This window comes from Mycobacterium heidelbergense, assembly GCF_010730745.1.
Lineage (GTDB): Bacteria > Actinomycetota > Actinomycetes > Mycobacteriales > Mycobacteriaceae > Mycobacterium > Mycobacterium heidelbergense.
In genome coordinates, this window is sequence record NZ_AP022615.1 from 4492560 (window position 1) to 4517024 (window position 24465).

The 24465-nt window shown below is 69.4% G+C and carries 22 protein-coding genes and 1 pseudogene; 7 read left to right on the forward strand and 16 right to left on the reverse strand.

The genetic code is table 11. The annotated features are described in order from the left end of the window. Positions 1–46: 46 nt before the first annotated feature. Together G6N25_RS21065 and G6N25_RS21070 are read right to left on the reverse strand one after the other, a co-directional pair. The gene (locus G6N25_RS21065; RefSeq protein WP_083075663.1) at positions 47–1531 is read right to left on the reverse strand and encodes an acetyl-CoA acetyltransferase; all 1485 of its coding nucleotides are present in this window, start codon (positions 1529–1531) and stop codon (positions 47–49) included. Between the two features lie 104 nt (positions 1532–1635). Beyond that, a pseudogene (locus tag G6N25_RS21070) lies at positions 1636–2586 on the reverse strand (CoA transferase); the annotation flags it as partial. A 178-nt stretch (positions 2587–2764) separates the two neighbouring features. Between G6N25_RS21070 and G6N25_RS21075 the strand changes: the two are divergent. Both G6N25_RS21075 and G6N25_RS21080 read left to right on the forward strand, forming a co-directional pair. Beyond that, on the forward strand, positions 2765–3664 hold the full coding sequence (locus G6N25_RS21075; RefSeq protein ID WP_071508651.1) for an undecaprenyl-diphosphate phosphatase: 900 nt from the start codon (positions 2765–2767) through the stop codon (positions 3662–3664). Positions 3665–3747: 83 nt separating this feature from the next. Beyond that, complete coding sequence (locus G6N25_RS21080) at positions 3748–6132, forward strand: phosphoketolase family protein (protein WP_083075662.1); 2385 nt, start codon at positions 3748–3750, stop codon at positions 6130–6132. A 14-nt stretch (positions 6133–6146) separates the two neighbouring features. Here G6N25_RS21080 and G6N25_RS21085 read toward each other — a convergent pair whose 3' ends face one another. After that, positions 6147–7460, reverse strand: a complete 1314-nt coding sequence (locus G6N25_RS21085) for a cytochrome P450 (RefSeq protein ID WP_083075715.1) — start codon at positions 7458–7460, stop codon at positions 6147–6149. A 73-nt stretch (positions 7461–7533) separates the two neighbouring features. Between G6N25_RS21085 and G6N25_RS21090 the strand changes: the two genes are divergently transcribed. Both G6N25_RS21090 and G6N25_RS21095 read left to right on the forward strand, forming a co-directional pair. After that, the gene (locus G6N25_RS21090; protein WP_158084911.1) at positions 7534–8574 is read left to right on the forward strand and encodes an AraC family transcriptional regulator; all 1041 of its coding nucleotides are present in this window, start codon (positions 7534–7536) and stop codon (positions 8572–8574) included. 9 nt (positions 8575–8583) lie between these two features. Beyond that, on the forward strand, positions 8584–9345 hold the full coding sequence (locus tag G6N25_RS21095) for a CPBP family intramembrane glutamic endopeptidase (protein WP_083075658.1): 762 nt from the start codon (positions 8584–8586) through the stop codon (positions 9343–9345). 5 nt (positions 9346–9350) lie between these two features. Here the strand turns inward: G6N25_RS21095 and G6N25_RS21100 are convergent, their stop codons facing one another. The 6 genes from G6N25_RS21100 to modA all read right to left on the reverse strand — a co-directional run bounded on the left by G6N25_RS21100 (position 9351) and on the right by modA (position 15008). After that, complete coding sequence (locus G6N25_RS21100) at positions 9351–10379, reverse strand: zinc-binding alcohol dehydrogenase family protein (RefSeq protein ID WP_083075656.1); 1029 nt, start codon at positions 10377–10379, stop codon at positions 9351–9353. A 49-nt stretch (positions 10380–10428) separates the two neighbouring features. Beyond that, a complete protein-coding gene (locus G6N25_RS21105) occupies positions 10429–10728 on the reverse strand; it encodes a GlsB/YeaQ/YmgE family stress response membrane protein (protein ID WP_071512301.1) in 300 nt (99 codons plus the stop codon). Between the two features lie 144 nt (positions 10729–10872). Further along, positions 10873–11943 (reverse strand): alanine and proline-rich secreted protein Apa, encoded by a 1071-nt coding sequence (locus tag G6N25_RS21110; RefSeq protein WP_083075655.1) that lies wholly within the window; start codon positions 11941–11943, stop codon positions 10873–10875. A 108-nt stretch (positions 11944–12051) separates the two neighbouring features. Further along, positions 12052–13155, reverse strand: coding sequence for a sulfate/molybdate ABC transporter ATP-binding protein (locus tag G6N25_RS21115; protein WP_083075653.1), 1104 nt, complete (start codon positions 13153–13155; stop codon positions 12052–12054). A gap of 6 nt (positions 13156–13161) precedes the next feature. Continuing rightward, positions 13162–13959 (reverse strand): ABC transporter permease, encoded by a 798-nt coding sequence (locus G6N25_RS21120; protein WP_083075652.1) that lies wholly within the window; start codon positions 13957–13959, stop codon positions 13162–13164. A 257-nt stretch (positions 13960–14216) separates the two neighbouring features. Then, on the reverse strand, positions 14217–15008 hold the full coding sequence (gene modA / locus G6N25_RS21125; RefSeq protein WP_083075650.1) for a molybdate ABC transporter substrate-binding protein: 792 nt from the start codon (positions 15006–15008) through the stop codon (positions 14217–14219). Positions 15009–15213: 205 nt separating this feature from the next. Between modA and G6N25_RS21130 the strand changes: the two genes are divergently transcribed. The 3 genes from G6N25_RS21130 (at position 15214) to G6N25_RS21140 (ending at position 18433) form a co-directional block, all read left to right on the forward strand. Next, positions 15214–15891, forward strand: a complete 678-nt coding sequence (locus tag G6N25_RS21130) for an SDR family oxidoreductase (protein WP_083075649.1) — start codon at positions 15214–15216, stop codon at positions 15889–15891. A gap of 61 nt (positions 15892–15952) precedes the next feature. Beyond that, entirely contained in the window at positions 15953–16870 is a 918-nt protein-coding gene (locus G6N25_RS21135) for an LLM class F420-dependent oxidoreductase (protein ID WP_083075648.1), read from the forward strand. A 171-nt stretch (positions 16871–17041) separates the two neighbouring features. Then, positions 17042–18433, forward strand: coding sequence for an NAD(P)/FAD-dependent oxidoreductase (locus G6N25_RS21140; RefSeq protein ID WP_083075647.1), 1392 nt, complete (start codon positions 17042–17044; stop codon positions 18431–18433). On the opposite strand, the gene G6N25_RS21145 is transcribed toward G6N25_RS21140, so the two are convergent. The 7 genes from G6N25_RS21145 to G6N25_RS21175 form a co-directional block, all read right to left on the reverse strand. Beyond that, the gene (locus G6N25_RS21145) at positions 18430–19089 is read right to left on the reverse strand and encodes an urease accessory protein UreD (RefSeq protein WP_083075646.1); all 660 of its coding nucleotides are present in this window, start codon (positions 19087–19089) and stop codon (positions 18430–18432) included. The genes G6N25_RS21140 and G6N25_RS21145 overlap by 4 nt on opposite strands. After that, complete coding sequence (gene ureG / locus G6N25_RS21150) at positions 19089–19760, reverse strand: urease accessory protein UreG (protein ID WP_083075645.1); 672 nt, start codon at positions 19758–19760, stop codon at positions 19089–19091. Before ureG ends, G6N25_RS21145 begins: the two co-directional genes overlap by 1 nt. Before the next feature lie 24 nt (positions 19761–19784). Then, entirely contained in the window at positions 19785–20426 is a 642-nt protein-coding gene (locus G6N25_RS21155) for an urease accessory protein UreF (RefSeq protein WP_083075644.1), read from the reverse strand. Next, on the reverse strand, positions 20426–22159 hold the full coding sequence (locus tag G6N25_RS21160) for an urease subunit alpha (RefSeq protein ID WP_083075643.1): 1734 nt from the start codon (positions 22157–22159) through the stop codon (positions 20426–20428). The genes G6N25_RS21155 and G6N25_RS21160 overlap by 1 nt, the downstream gene beginning before the upstream one ends. After that, positions 22156–22470: an urease subunit beta gene (locus tag G6N25_RS21165; RefSeq protein ID WP_083075642.1), complete on the reverse strand. Its 315-nt coding sequence runs from the start codon at positions 22468–22470 to the stop codon at positions 22156–22158. The genes G6N25_RS21160 and G6N25_RS21165 overlap by 4 nt, the downstream gene beginning before the upstream one ends. Continuing rightward, positions 22467–22769, reverse strand: a complete 303-nt coding sequence (locus G6N25_RS21170) for an urease subunit gamma (protein ID WP_083075640.1) — start codon at positions 22767–22769, stop codon at positions 22467–22469. Before G6N25_RS21170 ends, G6N25_RS21165 begins: the two co-directional genes overlap by 4 nt. Positions 22770–22847: 78 nt before the next feature. Further along, complete coding sequence (locus G6N25_RS21175; RefSeq protein WP_232065876.1) at positions 22848–24440, reverse strand: APC family permease; 1593 nt, start codon at positions 24438–24440, stop codon at positions 22848–22850. Positions 24441–24465: the final 25 nt, after the last annotated feature.

The window sequence follows — 24465 nt, forward strand, 5'->3', positions numbered from 1 at the left end:
TTACCGCTGTAAAGGCCCTCTGGCCTCGGGTGATGCTCCCGGCGGGTTACCGCAGCGCCGCGCTGCCGTCCGCGGCGACGGCAACCTTGGCGCCACCGATGTCTTCCCGCGCGGTGACCGCGGCCCCGGCGGGATCGGCGATGACCGCCAGGGTGCGCGACCCGTCGGGCGTGCGCACGGCCAGGAAGGCCCTCTCCGGTTGCCCGTCCCGGTCGAACGGCGTCGTCCACGCTTCGACGGTGCCGACGCCCTCCCACTCGACCAGGCCGTGGCGGGTGGGCTCCCGATCCACCGCCGGTTGCGCGTCCTCCCAGCGGAATTCGGCCGGCGGCTCGGTGCCGTAGACCCCGAAGCTGTGCTTGGTGAGGTAGCCGCCGTTGGCGGTGATCAGCGCGCGGCGCCCGGGGTTGGCCACCAGCCGTTCGGCCATGGTGGCGATCGAATGCATGACGTAGTTGCTCCACGGGCCGCCCGCGAACGTCAGCCCGCCGGTGACGGTCAGCGGGCGGGCGGGATCGTCGGCGCTGAGCCCGAGTTCGGCCGCCGCGACCTGAACGGCGGACGGGAAGCACGAGTACAGGTCGACATAGTCAATGGCGCCGATGCCCAGGCCGGCCAGTTCCAGCGCCCGCGCGCCGGCGATCCGGATGGCCGGCGAGCGGTGCAGCTCGGCGCGCTCGGCGATGGCGGGCGTGTCGTGCGCGTCGGTGCCCGCGTGCGGGTAGACCCAACGCTCGGCGGGGACCCGCAGGCGTCTCGCCCGCTCGACCGAGGTCAGGACCAGCGCCGCGCCCTGGTCGACCATGTTGTTGGAGTTCATCAACTTGGTGTAGGGCCAGCTGATCATCCGGTTCCGCGGGCCGGGCCGCCGGATCTCCTCCGCGGTCACCGGGGTGCGGATCCAGGCGTGCGGATTGTCGACCGCGACGGCGTTGAAGCGTGCCCACAGCTCGCCGATGCGCGTGAGGTGGTCCTCGATGGACTCGCCGTTCGCGAGGCGAAGCGCCTGTTCGAACAGCGGATAGACGTAGGCGGGTCGGTCCAGCCCGATCCTGATCTCGGCCTCGCCGGCCATCGGGACGTCGTCGCCGGCGACCTTCGCCATCGGGACGGAGTCGTCCTGAACGGTCCATTCGAGCCTGGCGCCCTTGGCTTTCAGTCCCCTTCTGGTGCGCCAGGTTTCGGCGCCGGCGAGCAGCACGACCCCGGCCCGGCCCCGCTGGATGTCCAGGCAGGCCTGGTTGACCAGCGATTGCGGCACGTTGCCGCCGACGGGGCTGTACAGGGTGGTGAAGTCGGTGGCGCCGATCCGCTCGCCGAGCAGCCGCCCGGGATCGCGGTAGTGCGCCGACAGGATGTTCACCACGCGGACGGAATCCACGGCCTCGATGACCCGGGGATCGGCGGCCTGGCGGGCCGCGGCGGCCATCAGGTCGACCGGCTCGACGGACCGCGTCGCCGGGTCGATTTCGTCGCGATGGTTGACCTGGCCGTAGCCGATCAGCACCGGAGTCCTGGGGTCGACGCTCACGGAGCGAACCTATCGCGGCGACGCGGGAGCCTCGCCGCGGGCGTCGAGCGTCACGCCAGCGTGGCGCTGGCCCCCGAACGCCACGCTGGCGTGACGCTCGGCGGCACCGCCGCGATCGGCACCCCGTGCGCCTGTCCGGCGCTCACCAGATCCTTCATGGTCCGTTCGGCGAACAGGGCGCGGACCGGCACGCTGATCTCGGGCCAGGCCGCGAAGCGGGCGCCGATCGCGTCGTATTTCGGGTCTTGAAATTCCTCGGGCTCCCCCAGCCAGCGCCGCAGGCCGCGCCACTGCCGCGGCGCCATCACGCACAACCGGACGTAGCCGTCCTTGCACGGGTAGATCGGGTAAGCGTCCTGGTTTTTCGGGCGCCCGCGCCATCGTCCCGTGCGGCGGACGCCGGCAGCGACCTGGCCGTGCGCGCCGAACGCCGGGTCGAGCGCCATCACGACGGCGTCGAACCGCGCGAAGTCGATGTAATCGCCCGTTCCGCAACGCAATCGGTTGTAGTAGGCGGCGAGCGTGGCCCACGCCGCCTGGACGGCCGCGGTCGCCGAAGCGATGCCGTCCGGCGGCAACACGGGGGTGCCGGTGGTCGGGCCGGACCGCGCCAGCGAGCCACCCATCGCGAACAGCACCGCATCGGTGGCGCGCCATGACGACCGCGGGCCCGTCGCACCGAAGTCGGTGACCGACAGCACCACCAGGTGCGGGTAATGCGCGGCCAACTCCGCGCCCGACGTCCCGAATGCGGCGGCCTGGCCGTCGGGGCCGCCATCCACGACGATGTCGGCCTCGGCGACCAGGTCGAGAAACCGCCCATAGTCGCTTTCTTCGAGCGGGTCCAGCACGGCGCTGCGCTTGTTGGCGTTGTGCACGGCGAACGGGATGCTGGCGCCGGCCAGCGTCGGCAACGCGTCGCGTCCGGGGCTTCCGCCCGGGAACTCCAGCTTGAGGACGTCGGCGCCCAGGTCGGCGAACAGGCGGGTGACCGCGTCGGCGTCGCCGGTCGACAGGTCGAGGACCCGCACGGTATCGAGCAACCGGTCCGCCACCCGCTCACCGTACCCGCCCGTCCGGTTGGCGTGCGCGCGTCGATGGTTCCGGGCCAAAAGCCCAGCGGCACAACACGATTAAACACCTAATTCGTGGTCCGGGGTCGCATCGGCTATCGTCCAGGCCGCGACACCATCGGATGGAGGCACCCAGCTTTATGAGCTTTATGAGCAATGCATGAGCGCGCACCTGAGCTACGTCGAGGCCGTGGTGGTCGGCGCGTTCCAGGGCGTCACCGAGCTGTTCCCGGTCTCCAGCCTCGGGCACTCGGTGTTGGTGCCGGCGCTGGTCGGCGGGCAGTGGGCCCGGGACCTCAACGTCTCCACCCCGGAATCGCCCTACCTGGCGTTCATCGTCGGCCTCCATGTCGCCACCGCCGCCGCCCTGCTGGTGTTCTTTTGGCGCGACTGGTTGCGCATCGTGGCCGGATTCGTCTCGTCGCTGCGGCATCGGCGAATCCGGACGCCCGGCGAGCGGCTGGCCTGGCTGATCGTGGTGGCCACCATCCCGGTGGGACTGGCGGGGGTGGCCCTCGAGCACCTCTTCCGCACCACGCTGGGCAAGCCCGCCCCGGCGGCGGCATTCCTCCTGCTCAACGGCGTTGCCCTCTACGCGGGTGAGGTGCTGCGCCGCCGCGTCTCCCCCGCGACGGAGGAGCACCCGGATCATGGCGACGAGGCCATCGACAATCGGCTGGCCCAGTTGCCGATGGGCCGGGGTCTGGTGATCGGCTCGTCGCAAATCCTGGCCCTGCTGCCCGGGATCAGCCGCTCCGGCATCGCCATGGTGGCCGGGCTGTGGCGTGGCCTGTCGCACGAAGACGCGGCCCGCTTCTCCTTTCTGCTGGCGACGCCGATCATCCTGGCCGCCGGGGTCTACAAGATCCCGGACCTCTTCGGTCCGCCGGGAGCCGGGATCCACGGCCAGGTGGTGGCCGGCAGCGTCGCGTCCTTCGTCTGCGCCTACCTGGCCGTGCGCTATCTGACGCGCTATTTCCAGACCCGCACGCTCACACCGTTCGCCGTCTACTGCGCCCTGGCCGGGGCCGCCAGTCTGGTGTGGCTCAGCGTGCGCTAGCGCTGCTCGGCCGCCGGCCGGCATACGCCCGCGACGCCGACGCCGACGGGCGCCGTTCACCATAGACGCGGACAATCGGCGGGGTGACTCTAGAAACCCCGACCACGACGGCTCTTCCCAAGCACCTCTCCGACGACGAACTGGCCCTCATCGACAGGTACTGGCGCGCCGCCAACTACCTGTCGGTCGGGCAGATCTACCTGCTGGACAACCCGCTGCTGGCCGAACCGCTGTCGGCCGAGCACGTCAAACCCAGGCTGTTGGGGCACTGGGGCACCACGCCGGGGCTCAACCTCATCTATGCGCACCTGAACCGGATCATCCGCAACCGCGACGCCAGCGTCATCTACGTCACCGGGCCCGGCCACGGCGGCCCCGGACTGGTCGCCAACGCCTACCTCGAAGGCACCTACAGCGAGGTGTACACGGGCATCGAGGAGGACGCCGAAGGCCTGCGGAAGCTGTTCCGGCAGTTCTCCTTTCCCGGCGGCATCCCCAGTCACGTCGCGGCCCAGACGCCGGGCTCCATCCACGAAGGCGGCGAGCTGGGCTACGCGCTGGTGCACGCCTACGGCGCGGCCTTCGACAACCCGTATCTGGTGGTGGCCTGCGTGGTCGGCGACGGCGAGGCCGAAACAGGGCCGCTGGCCGCGGGCTGGCACTCCAACAAGTTCCTCAACCCGGTCACGGACGGCGCGGTGCTGCCCATCCTGGCGCTCAACGGCTACAAGATCGCCAACCCGACGGTGCTGGCCCGCATCCCGCACCCCGAACTGGAATCGCTGCTGCGCGGCTACGGCTACCGGCCCATCACGGTCGCCGGTGACGACCCGGCCGCCGTGCACCAGCAGCTGGCCGCCGCGCTCGACGACGCCTTCGACGACATCGCCGCCATCCAGAGTGCGGCCCGCGGCGGAAACCAGACCCAGCGGCCGGTGTGGCCGATGATCGTGCTGCGCACCCCCAAGGGCTGGACCGGGCCGAAGGTGGTCGACGGCAAGAAGGTGGAGGGCACCTGGCGCGCGCATCAGGTGCCGCTGGCCGAGACGCACGACAACCCGGCACACCGCGCGCAGCTGGAGGAATGGTTGCGCAGCTACCGGCCCGAGGAGCTGTTCGACGGCGCCGGCGCGCTGCGCCCCGAGCTGCGGGCGATCGCGCCCCGCGGCGATCGCCGGATGAGCGCCAACCCGCACGCCAACGGCGGGCTGCTGCTGCACGACCTGGACCTGCCGGACTTCCGCGACTACGCGGTGCCGGTGCCGCGGCCGGCCACCGAGACGCACGAGGCCACCCGGATACTGGGCACGTTTCTGCGGGACGTGATCGCCCGCAACAAGGACCGGTTCCGCCTCATGGGCCCCGACGAGACCGCCTCCAACCGGCTGGACGCCGTGTACGGGTCGACCGCCAAGGTGTGGCTTTCGGAGATCGGGCCCGATGACGAGCACCTGGCGCCCGACGGCCGCGTGATGGAGGTGCTGTCGGAGCACCTGTGCCAGGGCTGGCTGGAGGGCTACCTGCTGACCGGCCGGCACGGCCTGTTCAACTGCTACGAGGCGTTCGTGCACATCGTCGACTCGATGATGAACCAACACGCGAAATGGCTTGCCACCAGCCGGGAGCTGCCGTGGCGGCGGCCGATCGCGTCGCTGAACTACCTGCTGACCTCCCACGTGTGGCGCCAGGACCACAACGGCGCGTCGCATCAAGACCCCGGATTCATCGACCTGGTCGCGAACAAACGGGCCGAGCTGACGCGGGTGTACCTGCCGCCCGACGGCAACACGCTGCTGTCGGTGGCCGACCACTGCCTGCGCAGCCGCGACTACATCAACGTCATCGTCGCCGGCAAGCAGCCCGCGCTGGCCTACCTCGACATGGAGCAGGCGATCGCCCACTGCACGCGCGGCCTGGGCATCTGGGAGTGGGCGAGCACGGCCACCGCCGAACCGGATGTGGTGTTGGCCTGCGCCGGGGACGTCCCGACGCTGGAAACCCTGGCCGCCGCCGACATCCTGCGTCGCGAACTGCCCGGGGTGGCCGTCCGGGTGATCAACGTCGTCGACCTCATGCGGCTGCAGCCGGAGTCCGAACATCCACATGGCTTGCCGGACAAGGAGTTCGACGCGCTGTTCACCCGCGACAAGCCGGTCATCTTCGCCTACCACGGCTACCCGTGGCTGATCCACCGGCTCACGTATCGGCGCACCAACCACCCGCACATCCATGTGCGCGGATTCAAGGAGCGTGGCACCACCACGACACCGTTCGACATGGTGATGCTCAACGACCTCGACCGCTTCCACCTCGTCATGGACGTCATCGACAGGGTGGACGGGCTGGCCAGCCAGGCCGCGGTGCTGCGGCAGCGCATGGTCGACGCCCGCCTCGCCGCGCGCAGGTACACCCGCGAGCACGGCGAGGACGACCCGCGGATCGCGGGGTGGGCCTGGGGCGTCGAGTGACGCTCACGTCCCCCTCAGCGCCGCCTGATGCGCAGCGGCACCGAAACCGGCCCGCGTAACGACGGGGTGGTGCTCCACCGCACGGGCCCGGCGAGCTCCAGGCCGTCAACCTCGTCGAGTAGGCAGTCGACGGCCGTGACGGCCTCGAGCCGGGCGAGGTGAGCGCCCAGGCAAAAGTGCAGGCCGTGACCGAAGGCCAGATGCCCGGTGGTGTTGCGGTGGATGTCGAACCGGTCGGGCTCGTCGAACCTGGCGGGGTCACGGTTGGCGGACGCGTAGAACAGCAATGCCCTTGCGCCCTTGGGGATTACCGTGTCGCCGATCTCATAGTCGGTGGTGGCGGTCCTGGTCACCCACTGGACCGGCGAACCCCAGCGGGCCGTCTCTTCGACCGCCGCGGCAAGCAGGCTGCGGTCGGCCTTCAGTTCGGCGAACAAGTCTGGGTCCTCGGCCAGCCTGACGAGCAGCATCCCCAACAGGTTGGTGGTCGTCTCGTTGCCGGCGACCAGCAGGACCAGGACGTAGAGGAACGCCTCGTGATCGGTGATCTCACCGGTTGCCGTCGCCGCGCGCAATCGGCTCAACAGGTCGTCGGCGGGTTGCGCTGCGCGGCAGCGCATTTCGGCGTCCGCGAAGCTGCGCAGCCGCAGGTAGGCCTGCATGGCGGACCCGATCATGCGCACGATCTCCGGCAGTGACCGCGGAGCGAACATCTGCGCGAACCTTTCCGACACCGAGCGGAATGCCGGCCACTGCTCCTGCGGAATCCCCAGGATGTTGGCGATCACGTTGATCGGCATCGGGATGGTCAGCGCCGGAACCATATCGACGACATTCCCGTTGGTCAGGCCCGCGTTGGCGTCGCGGGCCAACGCGCGAATGCCGGTTGCCCAGGCCTGGACCGCGCGCTTGCTGAACAGCGGTGCGACGATGTGCCGCAGCCGGGTGTGGTCGGGAGGGTCGGTGAAGATCACCATGCTGGCCACGAACGATCGCAGCATGATGCCGTCTCGCGACGAGAAGCCGTCGTTGTTGCGGACCGCGGCGTGCACGTCGTCGTAGCGGCCGAGCATCCAGACGCCGAGTCGCTCGTTGACGACGACGGGATGCTCACGAATCCGCTCCAGGTCGGGATACGGGTTGGCGATGTTTTGCCGAAGCGTCGGGTCGAACGTCGTGCGTGGTATGGACGGGTCCGCCGAGTGCGGCCGCGGGCGGCGGAGGTCGCGGTACGCGCCGGTCGCGACCGGGCGCCACAGGTCCGTCACGGAACTGCGGGCCGCCGAGGCGAGAGCCCGTGGCGTGGGCCTGAGGAGGTCAGTCGGCATACCGATGACGCTAGGGCCGCGCCGCGGCCGCGGTAATGGCCGAATCGGACAGGCATTTGATACTTTCGGACACATGCGCGGCGCCGCCACACCGATCTGGGACGTCGCGCTGTCGTCGGCGACGGGTCGGCACATCCTTGAAACCGCCAAGCAGCATGGACTCGACCCCGCGAGCTGCCTGTCGGGAACGGGATTGACCGCCGAGGACCTGGCCGATCCGGCCACCGAGGTCTACGCCAGCCAGGAGCTGACGATCATCCGCAACCTGATCGGGCGGCTTGGCGACCTGCCGGGCCTGGGCATGGAAACGGGGTCGCGCTACAACTTCGCCGACACCGGCATCCTGGGCTATGCGCTGATGGCCAGTCCGACCTTCGGTGACGCGATAGACGTCGCCTGCCGGTACGCCGCGCTGACGGCCTCGTACCTGTGTCTGGTCGGCCCGGAGATGACCAGTACGGAAGCGGTCATCGCCTTCGACGACACCCAGGTTCCCCGCGACACCCGGCGGTTCCTGCTGGAGCGTGACTTCGCGATCATGCTGCGAATCCTGCCGTTGCTCCTCGGCGCCCGGCGCTCGCCGATCACCGTCCGGGTGGAGTTCGCGGATCTCGAGTTGCCGACCGACATCGTCGAGATCGAAAACCTGACCATCGTCGTCGGGAAATCCTCGCGCAATGCGCTGACCATCCCGGCCGACCTCGTCAGTCAGCCCATGCCCGCGGCGGACCCGCAGACCGCGGCGATCTGCATTCGCCAGTGCGAGGAACTCCTCAATCGGCGGCGCACCCGTCGGGGGATGTCGGCGGCCATCCGCATGCGGATCATCCAGGATTCGACTCAGATCCCCTCGATGGCCACGGTGGCCAGGGAACTCTGCATCACCGAACGCACGCTGCACCGCCGGCTGGCGGCGGAGGGCACCAGCTACCGTGCCCTGCTGGACGAGGTCCGCACGACGTTGGCCGCCGAACTGCTCAGCTCGGGTCTGACGGTCGAGGAGACCGCACGCCGGCTCGGATACTCGGAGACCGCCGCGTTCACCCGGGCGCACGTCCGCTGGAACGGGCGTCCGCCCAGCCGATGGCCCAGGACCGTCGCGGCCCGCGGGTAAACTTGCACGATGCCCGACGCGACGGTTGCCGCCGACACCCATCCGATGGTGTCGCAGCTGTCGGCGCTGCATCGGTTCCGGATCCATCTCGACATTGCCGTGGTGGTTGTGGTGCTGGCATGCGCGAACATGATCGCGCACTTCACCACGCCGTGGGCGAGCGTGGCCACCGTGCCGGCCGCCGCCGTCGCGCTGGCGATCTTGATGCGCGCCAACGGCCTGGACTGGACCGACCTCGGCCTGGGCCGCGAACACTGGAAGTCGGGGCTCGGTTACGCGCTGGCCGCCGTGGCCGTCGTGGCGTCGGTGATCGCGCTCGGCGTGCTGTTTCCGCTGACCCGCCCGATGTTCTTGAACAACCACTACGCGACGGTCTCGGGCGCTTTGGTTGCCTCGATGGTCATCATCCCGCTGCAAACCGTGATCCCCGAGGAGCTGGTCTTTCGGGGTGTGCTGCACGGCGCGCTGAACCGGGCCTGGGGTTTTCGCGGCGTCGCGCTGGTGGGGTCGCTGCTGTTCGGTCTCTGGCATGTCGCCACGTCGCTGGGCCTGACCAGTAGCAATGTCGGTTTCACGCGGGTCCTCGGCGGCGGGTTCGCGGGGATGCTGGCGGGGGTGACGCTGGCGGTGTTGGCCACCGCGGCGGCGGGGTTCGTCTTCAGCTGGCTACGCCGGCGCAGCGGCAGCCTGATCGCGCCGATCGCGTTGCACTGGTCGCTCAACGGGCTCGGGGCCCTGGCCGCGGCGCTGGTCTGGCACCTGTCCAGCTGACGGTTCTACACCAGCAGCACGGCGGCGCCGGCGATGCGGCCGGCGCTCAGATCCGACAACGCCCGATCGGCCTGTCCCAGCGGGTATTCCGGCGTGGTGACCTCGATGTGATGCGTGCCCGCGAAGTCGAGGAACGCCCGCGCATCGGCCCGGGTGTTCGACGTGACCGACCGGACCTGGCGCTCCTGAAACAGGTGACGCTGGTAGTTGAGGGGCGGGATATCGGAGAGGTGAATCCCGGCGATCGACAGGGTGCCGCCACGGTCCAACGCCTCCAGCGCGGGCAGCACCAGCTCACCGACCGGCGCGAAGAGGATCGCGGCGTCCAGCGGCACCGGTGGCGGATCGGCCGCGCCCTGGGCCGACGCGGCGCCGAGTTCCAGCGCCAGCTCGCGGGCCTCGGCCCCGCGGGTCATCACGTGCACCTCGGCGCCCTGCGCCAACGCGACCTGCGCGGTGATGTGGGCGCTGCCGCCGAAGCCGTACAGACCCAGCCGTCCGCCCGCCGGCAGCTCGGCGCGCAGCAGGGAGCGGTATCCGATGATGCCGGCGCACAGCAGCGGCGCCAGCTCGCTGTCGCTGTAGCCGCTCGGCAGGTGGTGCGCGAAAGCGGCGGGGACCGTGGCGAATTCGGCGTATCCACCGTCGGTGTCCCAGCCGGTGTAGCGGGATTGCGGGCACAGGTTCTCGTCGCCCCGACGGCAGTACTTGCACACGCCGCAGGTGTGGCGCAGCCAGGCGATGCCCACCCGGTCGCCCACCTTGAAGTCGCCGCCGGCGTCGGCGCCCACTTCGATGACCTCCCCCACCACCTCGTGGCCGGGAGTCACCCGGTCGCGGTGCACGGGGAGATCCCCCTCGGTGACGTGCAGGTCGGTGCGGCACACCCCGCATGCGCGCACGGCGACCAGCAACTCCGACGGCTCGGGGCGCGGCACCTCGGTGGTGACTTGCTCGAGAGGGTCGGTGTCCATCGGTCCGGGCCGGCGCACTCGCCATGCGCGCATCGTCGGGGCGGTCACCGAGGGGGGCATCAGTCCATCTTGCCGCTATCCGTCACGGCCGCAATGGGTTAACCCCGATTTAGGTCCTTCGGACCATGCCGACGATCCACAGCAGGATCAGGGCGCCGAGCAGCGCGGTGAGGAAGGTGAAGATGAGCCCGCCACCCGCGGTGTTGACGAAGAAGCTCAGGATGAAGCCGCCGATCAACGCGCCGACGATGCCGATCACGATGTCCATCAGGATGCCGGCCCCGCTGCCCCTGATGATCTTGCTGGCGAGCGCCCCCGCCAGACCGCCGATGATGATGTAGCCGATCCAGCCGACGCTGGTCAGCGTCGTGGAGCGGGCAAGATATTCGGTAGCTGCCATGACGTCCATGCGGGTCTCCTTGCAATCGCCGGCAAAGCCCAGCTCCACCGCTGGGCCGTGCTTTTGGTATACCCCGCTTTGTGCAAAGAAACGAGCGTCGAATCGGCCACGATTGGGCACATCATGGCCAACGTCCCGCAAAGCCCTCGAGGATCAGGCCGGTACGGTGCGCTGCAGCGTCGGCGTCGGGGTCGGGGTGACTTCTCCCGCGGGCGCCTGGCCGGGTGCCGGCGCGGGAGCTGGTGCACCCGGTGGCGGGGCCGGGGCGGGCGCACCAGGAGCCGGTGCCGGCGCGGGAGCGCCCGGGGCCGGTGCCGGGTTCGGTGGTGGGGCCCACGGCTGGATCGATTCCGCCAGCGCCTTGGCCGCGCCCTTGTCGACCGGGTCGTTGGAGGTCCCGAGCCACACCACAAACCAGCGCTGGGGTGGCCCGGTGGTGGCGGGCGAGCTGACGACGCCCGTCCAGATCTGACCGTTCGGTTTGCTCGGGTCGCTGAACTTGACCTCGTAATACGACGCGCTCCCGGTGACTCCATTGGCGGCGGTCAGCGGGGTGGCTTCCTGATTGATCCGGGTGCCCGGATAGGGCATGAAGAACTCACCCATGTCCGAGCCCAGTCGGACCGCGGCCTTGGCGTCGTTGGCTTCCGCACTGGCGTAAAGCTTTTGGTCCAGCCGGCCCATCACGATGCGGGTGTCGTTGGCAACCGGCGGCGGCTGTCCGGGCATCGGGGGCGGGCCGGTGGTCTTGCTGAGCAACTCCGAGCCGTAGTCGAGATGGGACGCGTCTGACTCCACCCAGCCGCCCGGAAGGGCGAAGCTGAATCCGCCGACGGCATTGCCGATCCGGGCGGCGTTCGGGTCGACGGCCGGCGGCGGTGGGGGCGCGTTCGGGTCGACCGGCGGTGGAGGCGGCGCGTTCGGGTCAACCGGTGGCGGTGGCGGCGCGTTGGGGTCAACGGGCGGCGGCGGCGCATTGGGATCGACCGGCTGGGCCTGCGGAGCGCCCGGAGCGCCCGGAGGGGGCGGGGTGGCGGTCGCCGGCGCGGGTGCGGGCGCGGGCGCCGCCGCGCTGGTCGACGGCGGCGGTGGCGCGGGCTCCGGATCGGCATTCGCGGTCGCCGGCAACGCGATGGCCACGGCGCTGGCACCGCTCACCGCGGCGATCGCCAGCGCCGCCCGCAGTCCCTTGCGACGTGTCGAGTTCGGGTCCACCTGCTCCATGGCGACGAACCTACCGTGTTACGGCTGTGACGCAAGGGTGCCTTGCTGACGATGCGAGGCAGTTTTTCCGATGTTGCCGATGCGCAACCTTTTTGGCGTTGCCGCAGGTCATGGCGCGGGGTACAGGGCCACTTCGTGAGCTTTGACGGAGAACCAGGCGCGCTCCCCGGGCATCAACCTCAGCTCGGCCACGGCGTCGACGGTGATCTCCGCGGCCAGGCCGGGCGCACCATCGGGCTGCTCGTGGCCGCGCACCAGGATCGCGGACCCGCGCATGTCCAGCTCTGCGATCGTCACCTCGACCGTGTTGCGTGGGCTGCCGCGCGGCCGGCCCCGATAGACGGCCACCGCCGTGGGCGGGAACACCGCGACCGCGCGGTGCCCGGGGGCGAGCTGGTCGCCCAATTCCTGGGCCGGGCTCGCATGCCAGTGAGCGCCGGAGCGGGCGCACAGCGAGCCGTCGGTGTCGATGACTCCGTTGACCAGGTTGATGCCTGCGATGCGGGCCCCGAAATGGCTGCGTGGCGCGCTGAGCACCTCGGCGACTGGGCCGATCTCGGCGATCCTCCCCGATTCGAGCACCAGCACTCGATCGGCCAGTGTGAACACGTCCAGCAGGTCGTGGGTGATCAGGATGACCGCGCAGCCGGTCCGGGTGACCACGTTGCGCAGCACCGCGCGGATGCCGGCGGCCGCGGCGACGTCGAGCCCGGTCAGCGGCTCGTCCAGCAGCAACACATCGGGCTCGGCGGCCAGTGCGCGCGCGATCGCCACCCGCTGGGCCTGTCCCCCGGACAGCTGTCGTGGTTTCCGGTCGGCGAAGCGCTCGGCGTCGACCTCGCGCAGCCAGCGCAGGGCCGTCGCCTTCTTGTTGGCGCCGGTGGGACGGAAGATCCCCCGGCGACTGTGTGGCCCGAACGCCACGTTGGCGGCAACGCTCATGTGCGGGAACAGCGAGGGGTCCTGCAGCAGCAGCCCCACCCGGCGGTCGTGTGTCGGCACGTTCACCCCGGTCGCCGTGTCGGTCAACACCCGCTTCCCCAACCGAACCACTCCCTCGTCGGGGCGAACCAGGCCGGCGATGACGTGCAGGGCGGTCGACTTGCCGGCGCCGTTGGGTCCGAGGACCGCGAGCACCTCGCCGGCGGACACCGAGAACTCCACGTTCACATGGCGTTCCGCGACAACGGCGCGAAGCTGCAACTCGCTCACGGCCGGCTACCTGGTGTCGGTCCCGGTGAGCCGGCGGGCGCCCAGGCCGAGCACCACCAACGCCGCCACCGCCACCAGCAGGATCGACAACGCGACGGCCGCGTCCGCGTCGGTCACCCGCTGCAAATAGATCTCCAACGGCAGGGTGCGGGTGACGCCCTGCCGCGACCCGGCGAACGTCAACGTCGCGCCGAACTCCCCCAGCGACCGGGCGAACGCCAGCACCGCCCCGGACATCATGCCCGGCAGCAGCAGCGGCAGGGTCACCCGCCACCAGACCGTGCTGGGCCGCGCCCCCAGCGTCGCGGCCACCACCTCATAGTCGGCTCCCGCGGTGCGGGCGGCGCCCTCCAGGGAAATGACGAGAAAGGGCAGCGAGACGAACGTCTGGGCCAACACCACGGCCGTCGTGCTGAACGCGATGCTGATGCCGGCGGCCTCCAGGTACCGCCCGATCAGCCCGAGCCGGCCGAAGGCGTAGAGCAGCGCAATACCGCCCACCACCGGCGGCAGCACCAGCGGCAGCAGGATCAGCGGTCGAAGCAATCGCACCAGCCGCGCCGTGCTACGGGCCAGCACCAGCGCCATGGGCACGCCCAGCAGAACGCAGAGCACGGTGCTGGCGCCGGCGGTCTTCAAACTCAGCAACAGCGCCGTCTTCGACGAAGAACTGGTGATCAGCGACCAGAAATTCGGCCAGTCCACCTTGACCGCGATCGCGAGCAGCGGCAGCGCCACGAAGAGGGTCCCCACGGCGGCGGGTACGTATACCCAGCGGGGCAGGTCCGTGGAACGCGCGCTAATACGTACACCCCTAAACTGAGTGACGGCGATTCTTCTTGAAACCGCCAGGTACCGGGCTCGGACTGCAACCCCTGAAGACGTTAGCCCGGAAAGGGGGTGCGGAACGACAACACTGCGCTTGCCGTTTGAATACTGGAGCGAGGGTTTGTTCCATTCGCTCGGCCTCCCGACCTTGGCGCCTTCATCAATGCCACCACCACCGTGCGCGACCTAATCACCCAACGACCCTGATTCGTCGGTCGGTGCGCGGTAGCTATTCAGGGTTTGGCGAAGCCGGACTGGGCCAGGATGTTTTGTCCGGCTTCGCCGGTCACCATGGTCACGAACTTCTGCGCCAGCGTTGGTTGCGGTGCCTTCTTGAGCACCGCGATGGGATAGACGTTCACCGCGCCGGCGGCCTCCGGGAAGTCGATGGTGGTCACCTTGTTTCCGGCGCTGTGGGCGTCGGTGACGTACACCAGCCCGGCATCCGCCTGCCCGGTGGTGACCTTGTTGAGGACATCGGTGACGCTGAGTTCCTCACTGACCGGGTTGAGGTGTACCCCCGTGCTGTCTTCGATGCGCTGGGTCGCCGATCCGCACGGCACGGGTTTCTGGCAGATCACCACGTTGAGTCCCGGCCTGGTGAGGTCGGCGAGGGATCCGATCTTCTTCGGGTTGCTCGCCGCAGTGACGATGACCAACGTATTTGAGGCGAAGTTCGTCGGACTGCCGGCCAGCAGCCCCGCCTTGGCGACCGTGTCCATCTGCGCGGTGTCCGCCGATGCGAAGACGTCGGCGGTCGCGCCCTGGGTCAACTGAGTCGCCAGCTCCGAGGAACCCGCGAACTCGAAATCGACGCTGCTGTTGGGATTCTGGGCTTTGAACTGCTGACCGATCTGAGTGAATGCAGGCTTCAGCGAGGCCGCGGCGAACACCACAATCTTTCCGGCGGCCTGAGACGGTTGGGAAGGCTGGGAGGACTGGGAGGGCGATTTCGAACCGCACCCGACCAGGCCCGCTACCAGCATCGTCGACACCAAACCGGCCAGGATCACGATCCGACGCATGAGCAGGGATACTAGCGACGATGCCGGCCGAAAAGTTATCCAAATGATCCGCGCGTCGCAGGGCCGGAATTTCCCCGACTAGCTACTGTCCAGTAACATGTACAAGGATTGACGCGTAACGCGCTGAGATCCCAGGCATCGGTCCTGTGGTGTGCCACTATCGGAGCTGCCAGGGTCTGGGTTCAAGGTTGAACACGAGGAGGTCGTGGCAGTGGAGGTGCTGGTCACCGGCGGAGACACCGAGCTGGGGCGCACGGTAGCCGAGGGCTTCCGCGACGACGGTCACAAGGTGACCCTGGTGGGCGCGAACCGCAGCGATCTGGAGATCGCCGCCAAGGAACTGGACGTGGACGCTGTTGTCTGCGACACCACCGACCCGGCCAGCCTGGCCGAGGCTCAGGGGTTGTTCCCCCACCAGCTCGACACCATCGTCAACGTGCCGGCGCCGGCCTGGGATGCCGGCGACCCACGCGCCTACTCGATGTCAGACACCGCCAAGGCGTGGCGCAACGCCCTCGATGCGACGGTGCTGTCGGTCGTCCTGACCGTGCAGGCCGTCGGCGATCACCTCCGTTCCGGTGGCTCCGTCATCAGCGTGGTGACCGAAAACCCGCCCGCCGGCAGCGTCGAGGCCGCCGTCAAAGCGGCGCTTTCGAATTGGGTCGCCGGGCAGGCAAGCGCTTTCGGAACTCGCGGAATCACCGTCAACGCCGTCGCCAGTGGGCGCGGCGTCCAGGTCGGTTACGACGGCCTTTCGCGCACGCCACCCCCGGTCGCGGCGGAGGTCGCCCGCGTGGCGCGGTTCCTGACCACCCCGGCGGCCCGCCACATCACAGGTCAGACGCTGCACGTCAGCCACGGCGCGCTGGCCCACTTCGGCTGAGCCGCTTTTTATCCCGATTTGGTCTGGCTGGGGCACCGGCTCGGTCGCTACGGTAACTAGCGTGGCTATTCGACTCGGTCTGCAGATTCCCAACTTCTCCTACGGCACCGGGGTGGCGGAACTCTTCCCCACCGTCATCGCTCAGGCACGCGAGGCCGAATCGGCCGGATTCGACTCGGTCTTCGTCATGGACCACTTCTACCAACTGCCCATGCTGGGCGACCCCGACCAGCCGATGCTGGAGGCCTACACCGCGCTGGGCGCGCTGGCCACCGCCACCGAACGCGTGCAGCTGGGCACCCTGGTGACGGGCAACACCTACCGCAACCCCACGCTGCTGGCCAAAATCATCACCACGCTCGACGTGGTGAGCCAGGGCCGGGCGATCCTGGGCATCGGCGCCGGCTGGTTCCAACTCGAGCACGATCAGCTGGGATTCGAGTTCGGCACCTTCACCGACAGGTTCAACCGGCTCGACGAGGCGCTGCAGATCATCCTGCCGATGATCAAGGGTGAGCGACCGACCTTCTCCGGCACGTGGTACCGCGCCAACGAGGCGATGGCCAATCCCCGCTTCCGCGACCACATTCCGTTGATGATCGGCGGCAGCGGCGAGAAGAAGACGATCCCCCTCGCCGCGCGCCACTTCGACCACCTCAACGTGATCGCCGGTTTCGACGAGCTGCCGGCCAAGCTCAAGGTGGTGCGGCAGCGATGCGAGGAGATCGGCCGCGATCCGGCCACGCTGGAAACCAGCACGCTGACCACGGTGGTCATCGACGAGAACTTCAAGCCCGACCAGGTCCCCGCCGAAATGACCCAGCGGATGGTGGTCGGGAGCGCCGATTCGGTCGCCGACCAGATCAAGACCAAGGTCTTGGACGCCGGAATCGACGGGGTGATCATCAACCTGCCCTTCTACACGCCCGGCATCGTCACGGCGGCCGGCGACGCGCTGCGCTCCGTCGTCGGCCTCTAACCAGCGCACACACGCCGGGCATGACGAGCATCACGTTCGGTGACCAGGCGCGATGCCGCGATGTGGTTGATTACACATGCTTATTACCTGGGTTTGGGGGGTATGGGCTTACTAGCGTGGTGGCTAACTGAATTCGCCCGCCCAGAAGCCCCGTCAGGAGCAGACGTACACATGAGCCCCCACCCAGAAATCACAGCTGGACCGGAGCGCCGCCCCCAAGTCGTCATCATCGGGTCGGGATTCGGCGGGCTCAATGCGGCAAAGAAGCTCAGGCACGCCGACGTCGACATCAAGCTGATCGCCCGCACCACCCACCACCTGTTCCAGCCGTTGCTGTACCAGGTGGCCACCGGGATCATCTCGGAGGGCGAGATCGCCCCCCTCACCCGGGTCGTGCTGCGCAAGCAGCGCAACGTCCAGGTGCTGCTGGGCAACGTCGCCCACATCAACCTGGCCGACCAGACCGTGGTGTCGGAGTTGCTCGGCCACACCTACGAAACCCGCTACGACAGCCTGATCGTGGCCGCCGGGGCCGGCCAGTCGTACTTCGGCAACGACCACTTCGCCGAATTCGCACCGGGCATGAAGTCGATCGACGACGCGCTGGAGCTGCGGGGCCGGATCTTGAGCGCCTTCGAGCAGGCCGAGCGGTCGGGCGATCCGGAGCGACGCAAGAAGCTCCTGACGTTCACCGTGGTCGGCGCCGGCCCCACCGGTGTCGAAATGGCCGGGCAGATCGCCGAATTGGCCGAGCACACCTTGAAGGGCGCCTTCCGGCACATCGACTCCACCAAGGCGCGGGTGATCCTGCTCGACGCCGCACCGGCCGTGCTGCCGCCGATGGGCGAAAAGCTCGGTCAGCGCGCGGCCGACCGGCTGGAGAAGATGGGCGTGGAGATCCAGCTGGGCGCGATGGTCACCGACGTCGACCGCAACGGCATCACGGTCAAGGACTCCGACGGCACCGTGCGGCGCATCGAGTCCGCCTGCAAGGTCTGGTCCGCGGGGGTCCAGGCCAGCGGGCTGGGCCGCGACCTTGCCGAGCAGTCCTCGGTGGAACTCGACCGGGCCGGGCGGGTCAAGGTGTTGCCCGACCTGTCCGTCCCCGGGCATCCGAACGTGTTCGTCATCGGTGACATGGCCGCCGTCGAGGGCGTGCCCGGCGTGGCGCAGGGCGCCATCCAGGGCGCCAAGTACGTCGCCACCACGATCAAGGCCGAACTCGGCGGGGCCGACCCGGCGGCGCGTGAGCCCTTCCAGTACTTCGACAAGGGCTCCATGGCCACGGTGTCGCGGTTTTCCGCGGTGGCCAAGATCGGCCCGCTGGAGTTCAGCGGCTTCATCGCCTGGCTGATGTGGCTGGTGCTGCACCTGGTGTACCTGATCGGCTTCAAGACCAAGATCACGACGCTGCTGTCGTGGACGGTGACCTTCCTGAGCACCCGGCGCGGCCAGCTGACCATCACCGACCAGCAGGCCTTCGCGCGAACCCGGCTCGAACAGCTGGCCGAGCTGGCCGCCGAGGCCCGCGGCTCGGCGGGAGCCACCCGGGTCGCGAGCTAACCGGCCAGCCGGTCCGCCTGCCACGTGCTCAGCGTCCCCCCGCCGGCCAGCGTCAACACGGTCGACCCGGCGTCGATGGCGGCGTCCGGGAAATCCCCGAAAGCCTCGGCGGGATAGCGCAATTCGTTGATGGCGGCGCGGGGCGCCGAAAGGGCGTCGTCGGCCAGCGATCCGGCGCCCAGTTCCACCCGGTGGCGCAGCAGCGGACGATCGTTCACATCGGCGTGCAGCGCCCCCGACCAAAAGCCTTCGCGCTCACCGGATCTGCCGACCTGCACCCGCTCGCGAAACCGGATGCGCCCCTCGTCGCGCAGGCACACGGTCACGCTGGAAAGATGCCGTGCGGCGCCGGCGATCACGGTGGGTTCGAGATCGACGTCGAGGCTGCCGAGCGCCTCGACGTGCCAGCGGGAGTGCGACGTCAGCGCGGTCGCCCCGGGCCACGCCACGGTGGCCGCCGCGCTGCGCACCCTCAGCCGGGCACCCCGTTCGACGACGACGCGGATGTCGATGCTGTCGCCGCCCACCGGAGTGGCGGCCGCCGACACCAGGTGCACGGTGTCGGGCGCGGTGCAACGCCCCTGGATGCCGCCGCCCCGACATTCGATGCGGGGCAACCGGTTATCGGACGCGACCAGCAGAACCTCGGAATGCATCAGGGCGAAGCGGCCAGTTGCGCACGAACCCAGGCCAGCACCTCGCCGGCCGCCGGGTCCGCGGTCAACGACTGCATTATCGTGGGCCGGCCCTCGCGCACCGAGCGCGCGTCGCGGGCCATCACCTCCAGGTCGGCGCCCACCAGCGGTGCCAGGTCAATCTTGTTGATCACCAACAGATCCGAGTGGATCACCCCCGGTCCGCCCTTGCGCGGTACCTTGTCGCCGCCCGCCACGTCGACGACGAAGATCTGCGCGTCCACCAGACCCGACGAGAAGGTGGCCGTCAGGTTGTCGCCGCCGGACTCGACCAGTATCAGGTCCAGCGCGTCGTGGGCGGCGATCAGGTCGTCGATCGCGTCCAGGTTCGCGGTGATGTCGTCGCGGATCGCGGTGTGCGGGCACCCCCCCGTCTGCACGGCGGTGATCCGGTCATCCGGCAGCACCGCGTTTTTGCGCAGGAAGTCCGCGTCCTCGGTGGTATAGATGTCGTTGGTCAGCACCGCCAGCGACAGCTCGCCACGCAACTGGCGGCACAGCGCGGCGACCAGCGCGGTCTTGCCGGACCCGACCGGGCCCCCGACGCCGATGCGCAGCGGCTCCCCCGCCTGCCGGACGCGCTTCGGCCGATCGGCGTGGGCGTGCGGATGGCTGTGCAGATGTGTTGGCATTTCGGGCCTTTCACGAGACAACTTTCACGAGACAAATAGCGGACGTTCGCGTTCGGCGTGGCGCTGCGCCAGCGTGTCGAGCAAGGGATCGGACAGGTCGGCCAGCCCCGAGTTCGCCTCGGCCGCGGTGCGCTCGCACAGTCCGGACAGCCCGAAGGTGACGGCGGCGACGGCGGCGGGGTCCAGCGCCAGCAGCCGCTGGGCGGCGGTGGCCGACCCCGTCATCGTCGTGTACACGAGGTGCAGCGCGGTGTGCTCGGGCAGCAGGCCGCTCAACGCTCCCACGCGCCCGGCGGCCACCGCGAGATGCGGTCGCGGGCCCAGGTCGTCCCATGCGCCGTCCGGCCAGACCCGGCGCGCCAGTCGCGCCAGCCCCCGGCCCTGCCCCCGCGACGCGTGCCGCGCCGCGGGGGCCGGAGTGCGCGCGTCGGTCTCGCGGTCGGCGTCGTCGACGGAGATATCGCCCCGATGCACCGCGGCCGCCACCGACGCCGTGACCAACCCGTGCGTGCGAATCCTTCGCACCAGGAACGCTTCCAGCGTCGCCGGGTCGGTCACCATGCCGCACGTGACGGCCTCCTCGACGCCACCGGAGTGCACGTGCGCGCCGGTGGGCAGTCGCGAGTCGGCCAGCGCGAGCAGCGTGATCAATGGCGGCTGGACCATTAGAACAGGAAATACCGTTGCGCCATGGGAAGTTCGGCCGCCGGTTGCTCGTGCCAGACCTCCCCGTCGATGCGCACGGTGAAGGTGTCGGGATCGATCTCGATGGTCGGCATGGCGTCGTTGAGCGGCAGGTCGGCCTTGCCGACCGAGCGGACATTCCCGACGGGCACCAATCTCCGGTTCACGGCGAGCCTTTCGGCCAGGCCCGCCTCGATGGCCTGCGGCGCGACGAAGTGCACCGACGTGGCGGCCGACGTCGCCGGGGCGGCGCCGAACATGGGGCGCGGGAGCACCGGTTGGGGAGTCGGGATCGAGGCGTTCGCGTCGCCCATCGCCGCCCAGGCGATCACGCCGCCCTTGAGCACCGCGTGCGGGCGGACCCCGAAGAACGCCGGCTCCCACAGCACCAGATCGGCGAGCTTTCCCACTTCCACCGAGCCGATCTCGTGATCGAGGCCATGCGTGATGGCCGGGCAGATGGTGTATTTCGCGACGTAGCGCCGCACCCGGTTGTTGTCGGCCCCGTGCGGGCCGGACCCATCGCCGGGTAGCGCGCCGCGGCGGCGCTTCATCACGTGCGCGGTCTGCCAGGTGCGGATCACCACCTCGCCGACGCGGCCCATCGCCTGTGAGTCGCTGCCGATCATCGAGATCGCGCCCATGTCGTGCAGCAGGTCCTCGGCCGCCATGGTCGACGGGCGGATCCGGCTTTCGGCGAACGCCAAGTCTTCGGGCACAGCGGGATTGAGGTGATGGCACACCATCAGCATGTCCAGATGCTCGTCGAGCGTGTTCACCGTGTGCGGGCGCGTCGGGTTGGTGGAACTGGGCAGCACGTTCGGTTCGGCCGCGACCCTCATGATGTCGGGGGCGTGGCCGCCGCCGGCGCCCTCGGTGTGATAGGTGTGGATCGAGCGGCCCGCGATGGCGCCGAGGGTGTCTTCGACGAACCCCGTCTCGTTGAGGGTGTCGGTGTGCAGCGCCACCTGCACGCCCGCGGCGTCGCAGACCGTCAGGCAGGCATCGATCGCCGCGGGGGTCGACCCCCAGTCCTCGTGCAGCTTGAAACCCGAAGCCCCGCCCCGTAACTGCTCCCACAACGCGTCGGCGCTGACGGTGTTTCCCTTGCCGAGCAACGCGAAGTTCACCGGCCAGGAATCCAACGACTCCAGCATCCGGGCCAGGTGCCAGGCGCCGGGCGTCACGGTGGTGGCCTTGGTGCCCTCGGCGGGCCCGGTGCCGCCGCCGATGATGGTGGTGACGCCGGATCCGAGCGCCTCGGGCATGAGCTGCGGGCAGATCAGGTGCACGTGACAATCGATGGCGCCCGCGGTGACGATGCGGCCGTTGCCGCCGATGACTTCGGTGGACGGCCCGACCACCAGGTCGGGATGCACCCCCGACATGATGTCGGGATTGCCGGCCTTACCGATCGCGACGATGCGGCCGTCGCGAATCCCGATGTCGGCCTTGATGATTCCCCAGTGGTCGATGATCACGGCACCGGTAATGACGGTGTCCGGCGCGTTCTCGGCCCGGGTGGCGCGGCCCTGGCCCATCGACTCGCGCAGCACCTTGCCGCCCCCGAACACCGCCTCGTCGCCGGCCAAACCCGGTCCCCCGCTGCGATCTTCGGTGATCTCCACGAACAGGTCGGTGTCGGCCAGCCTGATCCGGTCACCGGTGGTCGGGCCGAAAAGCTGGGCGTAGCGCTCCCTGGACAGCCGGGTCATCGGGAGTCGAGCCGTCCGGGCGGGTTCAACGTCAGCCCGTGCACCTCGCGCCGCCCCCGCAGCGGGACCAACCGGACGGTCTGGGCCACACCGGGTTCGAAGCGGACCGCGGTGGCCGCCGGGATGTCGAGGCGGTAGCCGTGGGCCGCCGCGCGGTCGAACGCCAGCGCCGCGTTGGCCTGCGGCAGGTGGACGTGGCTGCCGACCTGCACCGGGCGGTCCCCGGTGTTGACGATCCGCATCTCGATGCGCTGCGCGCCCGCGTTGATCTCGATATCGCCGGTGCCGTAAAGGATTTCGCCGGGAATCATGCGATCGGGTGGTGGACGGTGACCAACTTGGTGCCGTCTGGGAACGTCGCCTCCACCTGCACGTCGTCGAGCATCTCGGGCACTCCCTCCATCACGTCGTCGCGGCCCAGCACGTCACGACCGCTGGCCATGAGCTCCGCGACGCTGCGGCCATCCCGTGCGCCTTCGAGGATGTGGTCGGTGAGGATGGCGACGGCTTCGGGATGGTTCAGCCGCAAGCCGCGTGCCCGACGTCGGCGGGCCAGCTCGGCGGCGTAGGACAGCAGCAGTCGATCTTGTTCGTGCGGCGTGAGAAGCATGGCCTCCGATCCTGCCATTCCGTGACGCGGCCGACACCTCGACTCAGGCCCGGCGGAAAGCCGGCGCTGCCCGCCGGCTCACCGCGACGAGATCGCGTCGGCGTGGGGCGCGTCGCTGTTGGCGTAGGCCCGGGTGAACACCATGTAGAGGAGGCCGAAGCCGATGATCAGGCCCGACATCATGAGGACGACCCAGTTGTCGTACCAGGGGGCATCGGGCGTCCGCGGCCAGCAGACGTTGACGATGGCCGCGACGCCGTAGACGAGGGCCCCGATGTTGACGGGCATTCCCCAGCGGCCCAGCCGGTATTTGCCCGACGGCTTCCAGCCCTTGATCCTGGCCCGCAGCGCGGCCAGCACCACCATCTGGAACCCGAGGTAGACCCCGACCGTGCCGAAGCTGACCAGCTTGTTGAGCGGGTGCTCGGACAGCAGCGAACCGACGATCAGCGCCGCCGGGATGATGACGGCGGCCAGCAGCGAGTACGGCGGCACGTGCCTCTTGTGGTCGAAGTGCGCCAGCAGCCGGGAGCCGGCGATCATGCCGTCGCGTCCATAGGAGAAGATCAGCCGGCTGGCCGCGGCCTGCAGGCTCAGCGCGCACGACACGAACGAGATCAGCACGATGCCGAGCACGATCCTCGAGCCGAAGTCACCGAACGCGCTTTTCAGGACGGTGTCGATCGGGTTGGTGTCCTCGCCGCGGATCACCGCGCCGAAGTCGGTCACCGACAGGATGAGGCTCAGGCAGACGAACGTCGAGGCGGCCCCGCCGACGTAGATCGTGCGCCGCATCGCCTTGGGGATCTGAATGCCGGGGTTGCGGACCTCCTCGGCGACGTCGCCGCACGCCTCGAACCCGAAGAACTGGTAGAGGCCGATGAGGCCGGCGGCCAGGAAGGCGCCCAGGAAGCTGCCGTGGCCCTCGGCGCCGAAGCTGTGGAACAGCACACCGAGACCGTGGTGCCGGTGCGCGACGAGCAGCCACACCCCGACCACCAGCGCGCCGATGAGCTCGGCGGAGAAACCGAAGATGGCGAAGTAGCCCAGGATTTTGGTCCCGGTCAGGTTGATGAGGGTGGCCACCACCAACACGGCCAGCCCGCAACAGACCTTGGCCGGCACGGTGGGCGCGAAGCCGAACATGGCGGCCACGTACGGGCCCGCGCCGAAGGCGGCGTCCGCGATGAGCGCCAACAGGCAGAACATGTAGACCCACCCGGTCATCCATGCCCATTTGCGTCCCCACAGCCGTCGCGCCCAGGGATAGACGCCACCGGCCACCGGGAATTGCGCGACCACCTCGCTGAAGACCAGCGCCACCAGCATCTGCCCGGCGCCGACGATCAGCAGGCTCCAGATCATCGGCGGACCGGCGGTGGCCAACGCGAACGCGAACACCGTGTAGATGCCGACCACGGGCGACAGGTAGGTGAAGCCCAGCGAGAAGTTCGCCCACGGGCTCATGTCGCGCCGGAACTCCGAGGAGAACCCCAGCGCCTTCAGCTGGGCGAGATCCTCATCGTGCGCGGCGCCGGGCGCCAAGCCGGCGGCGGCATCCGCCGGGCGCCGAGCGTGGTCCGCGCCATTGTGCGCGGCACCGGAGGTCACCTCGACCGCCGAATCGCCCTCCAGGCCCTTCTCAGACCCGGCGAACTTTGTGAAAAACAATTGAACCGACCCCAATCATCGAAAC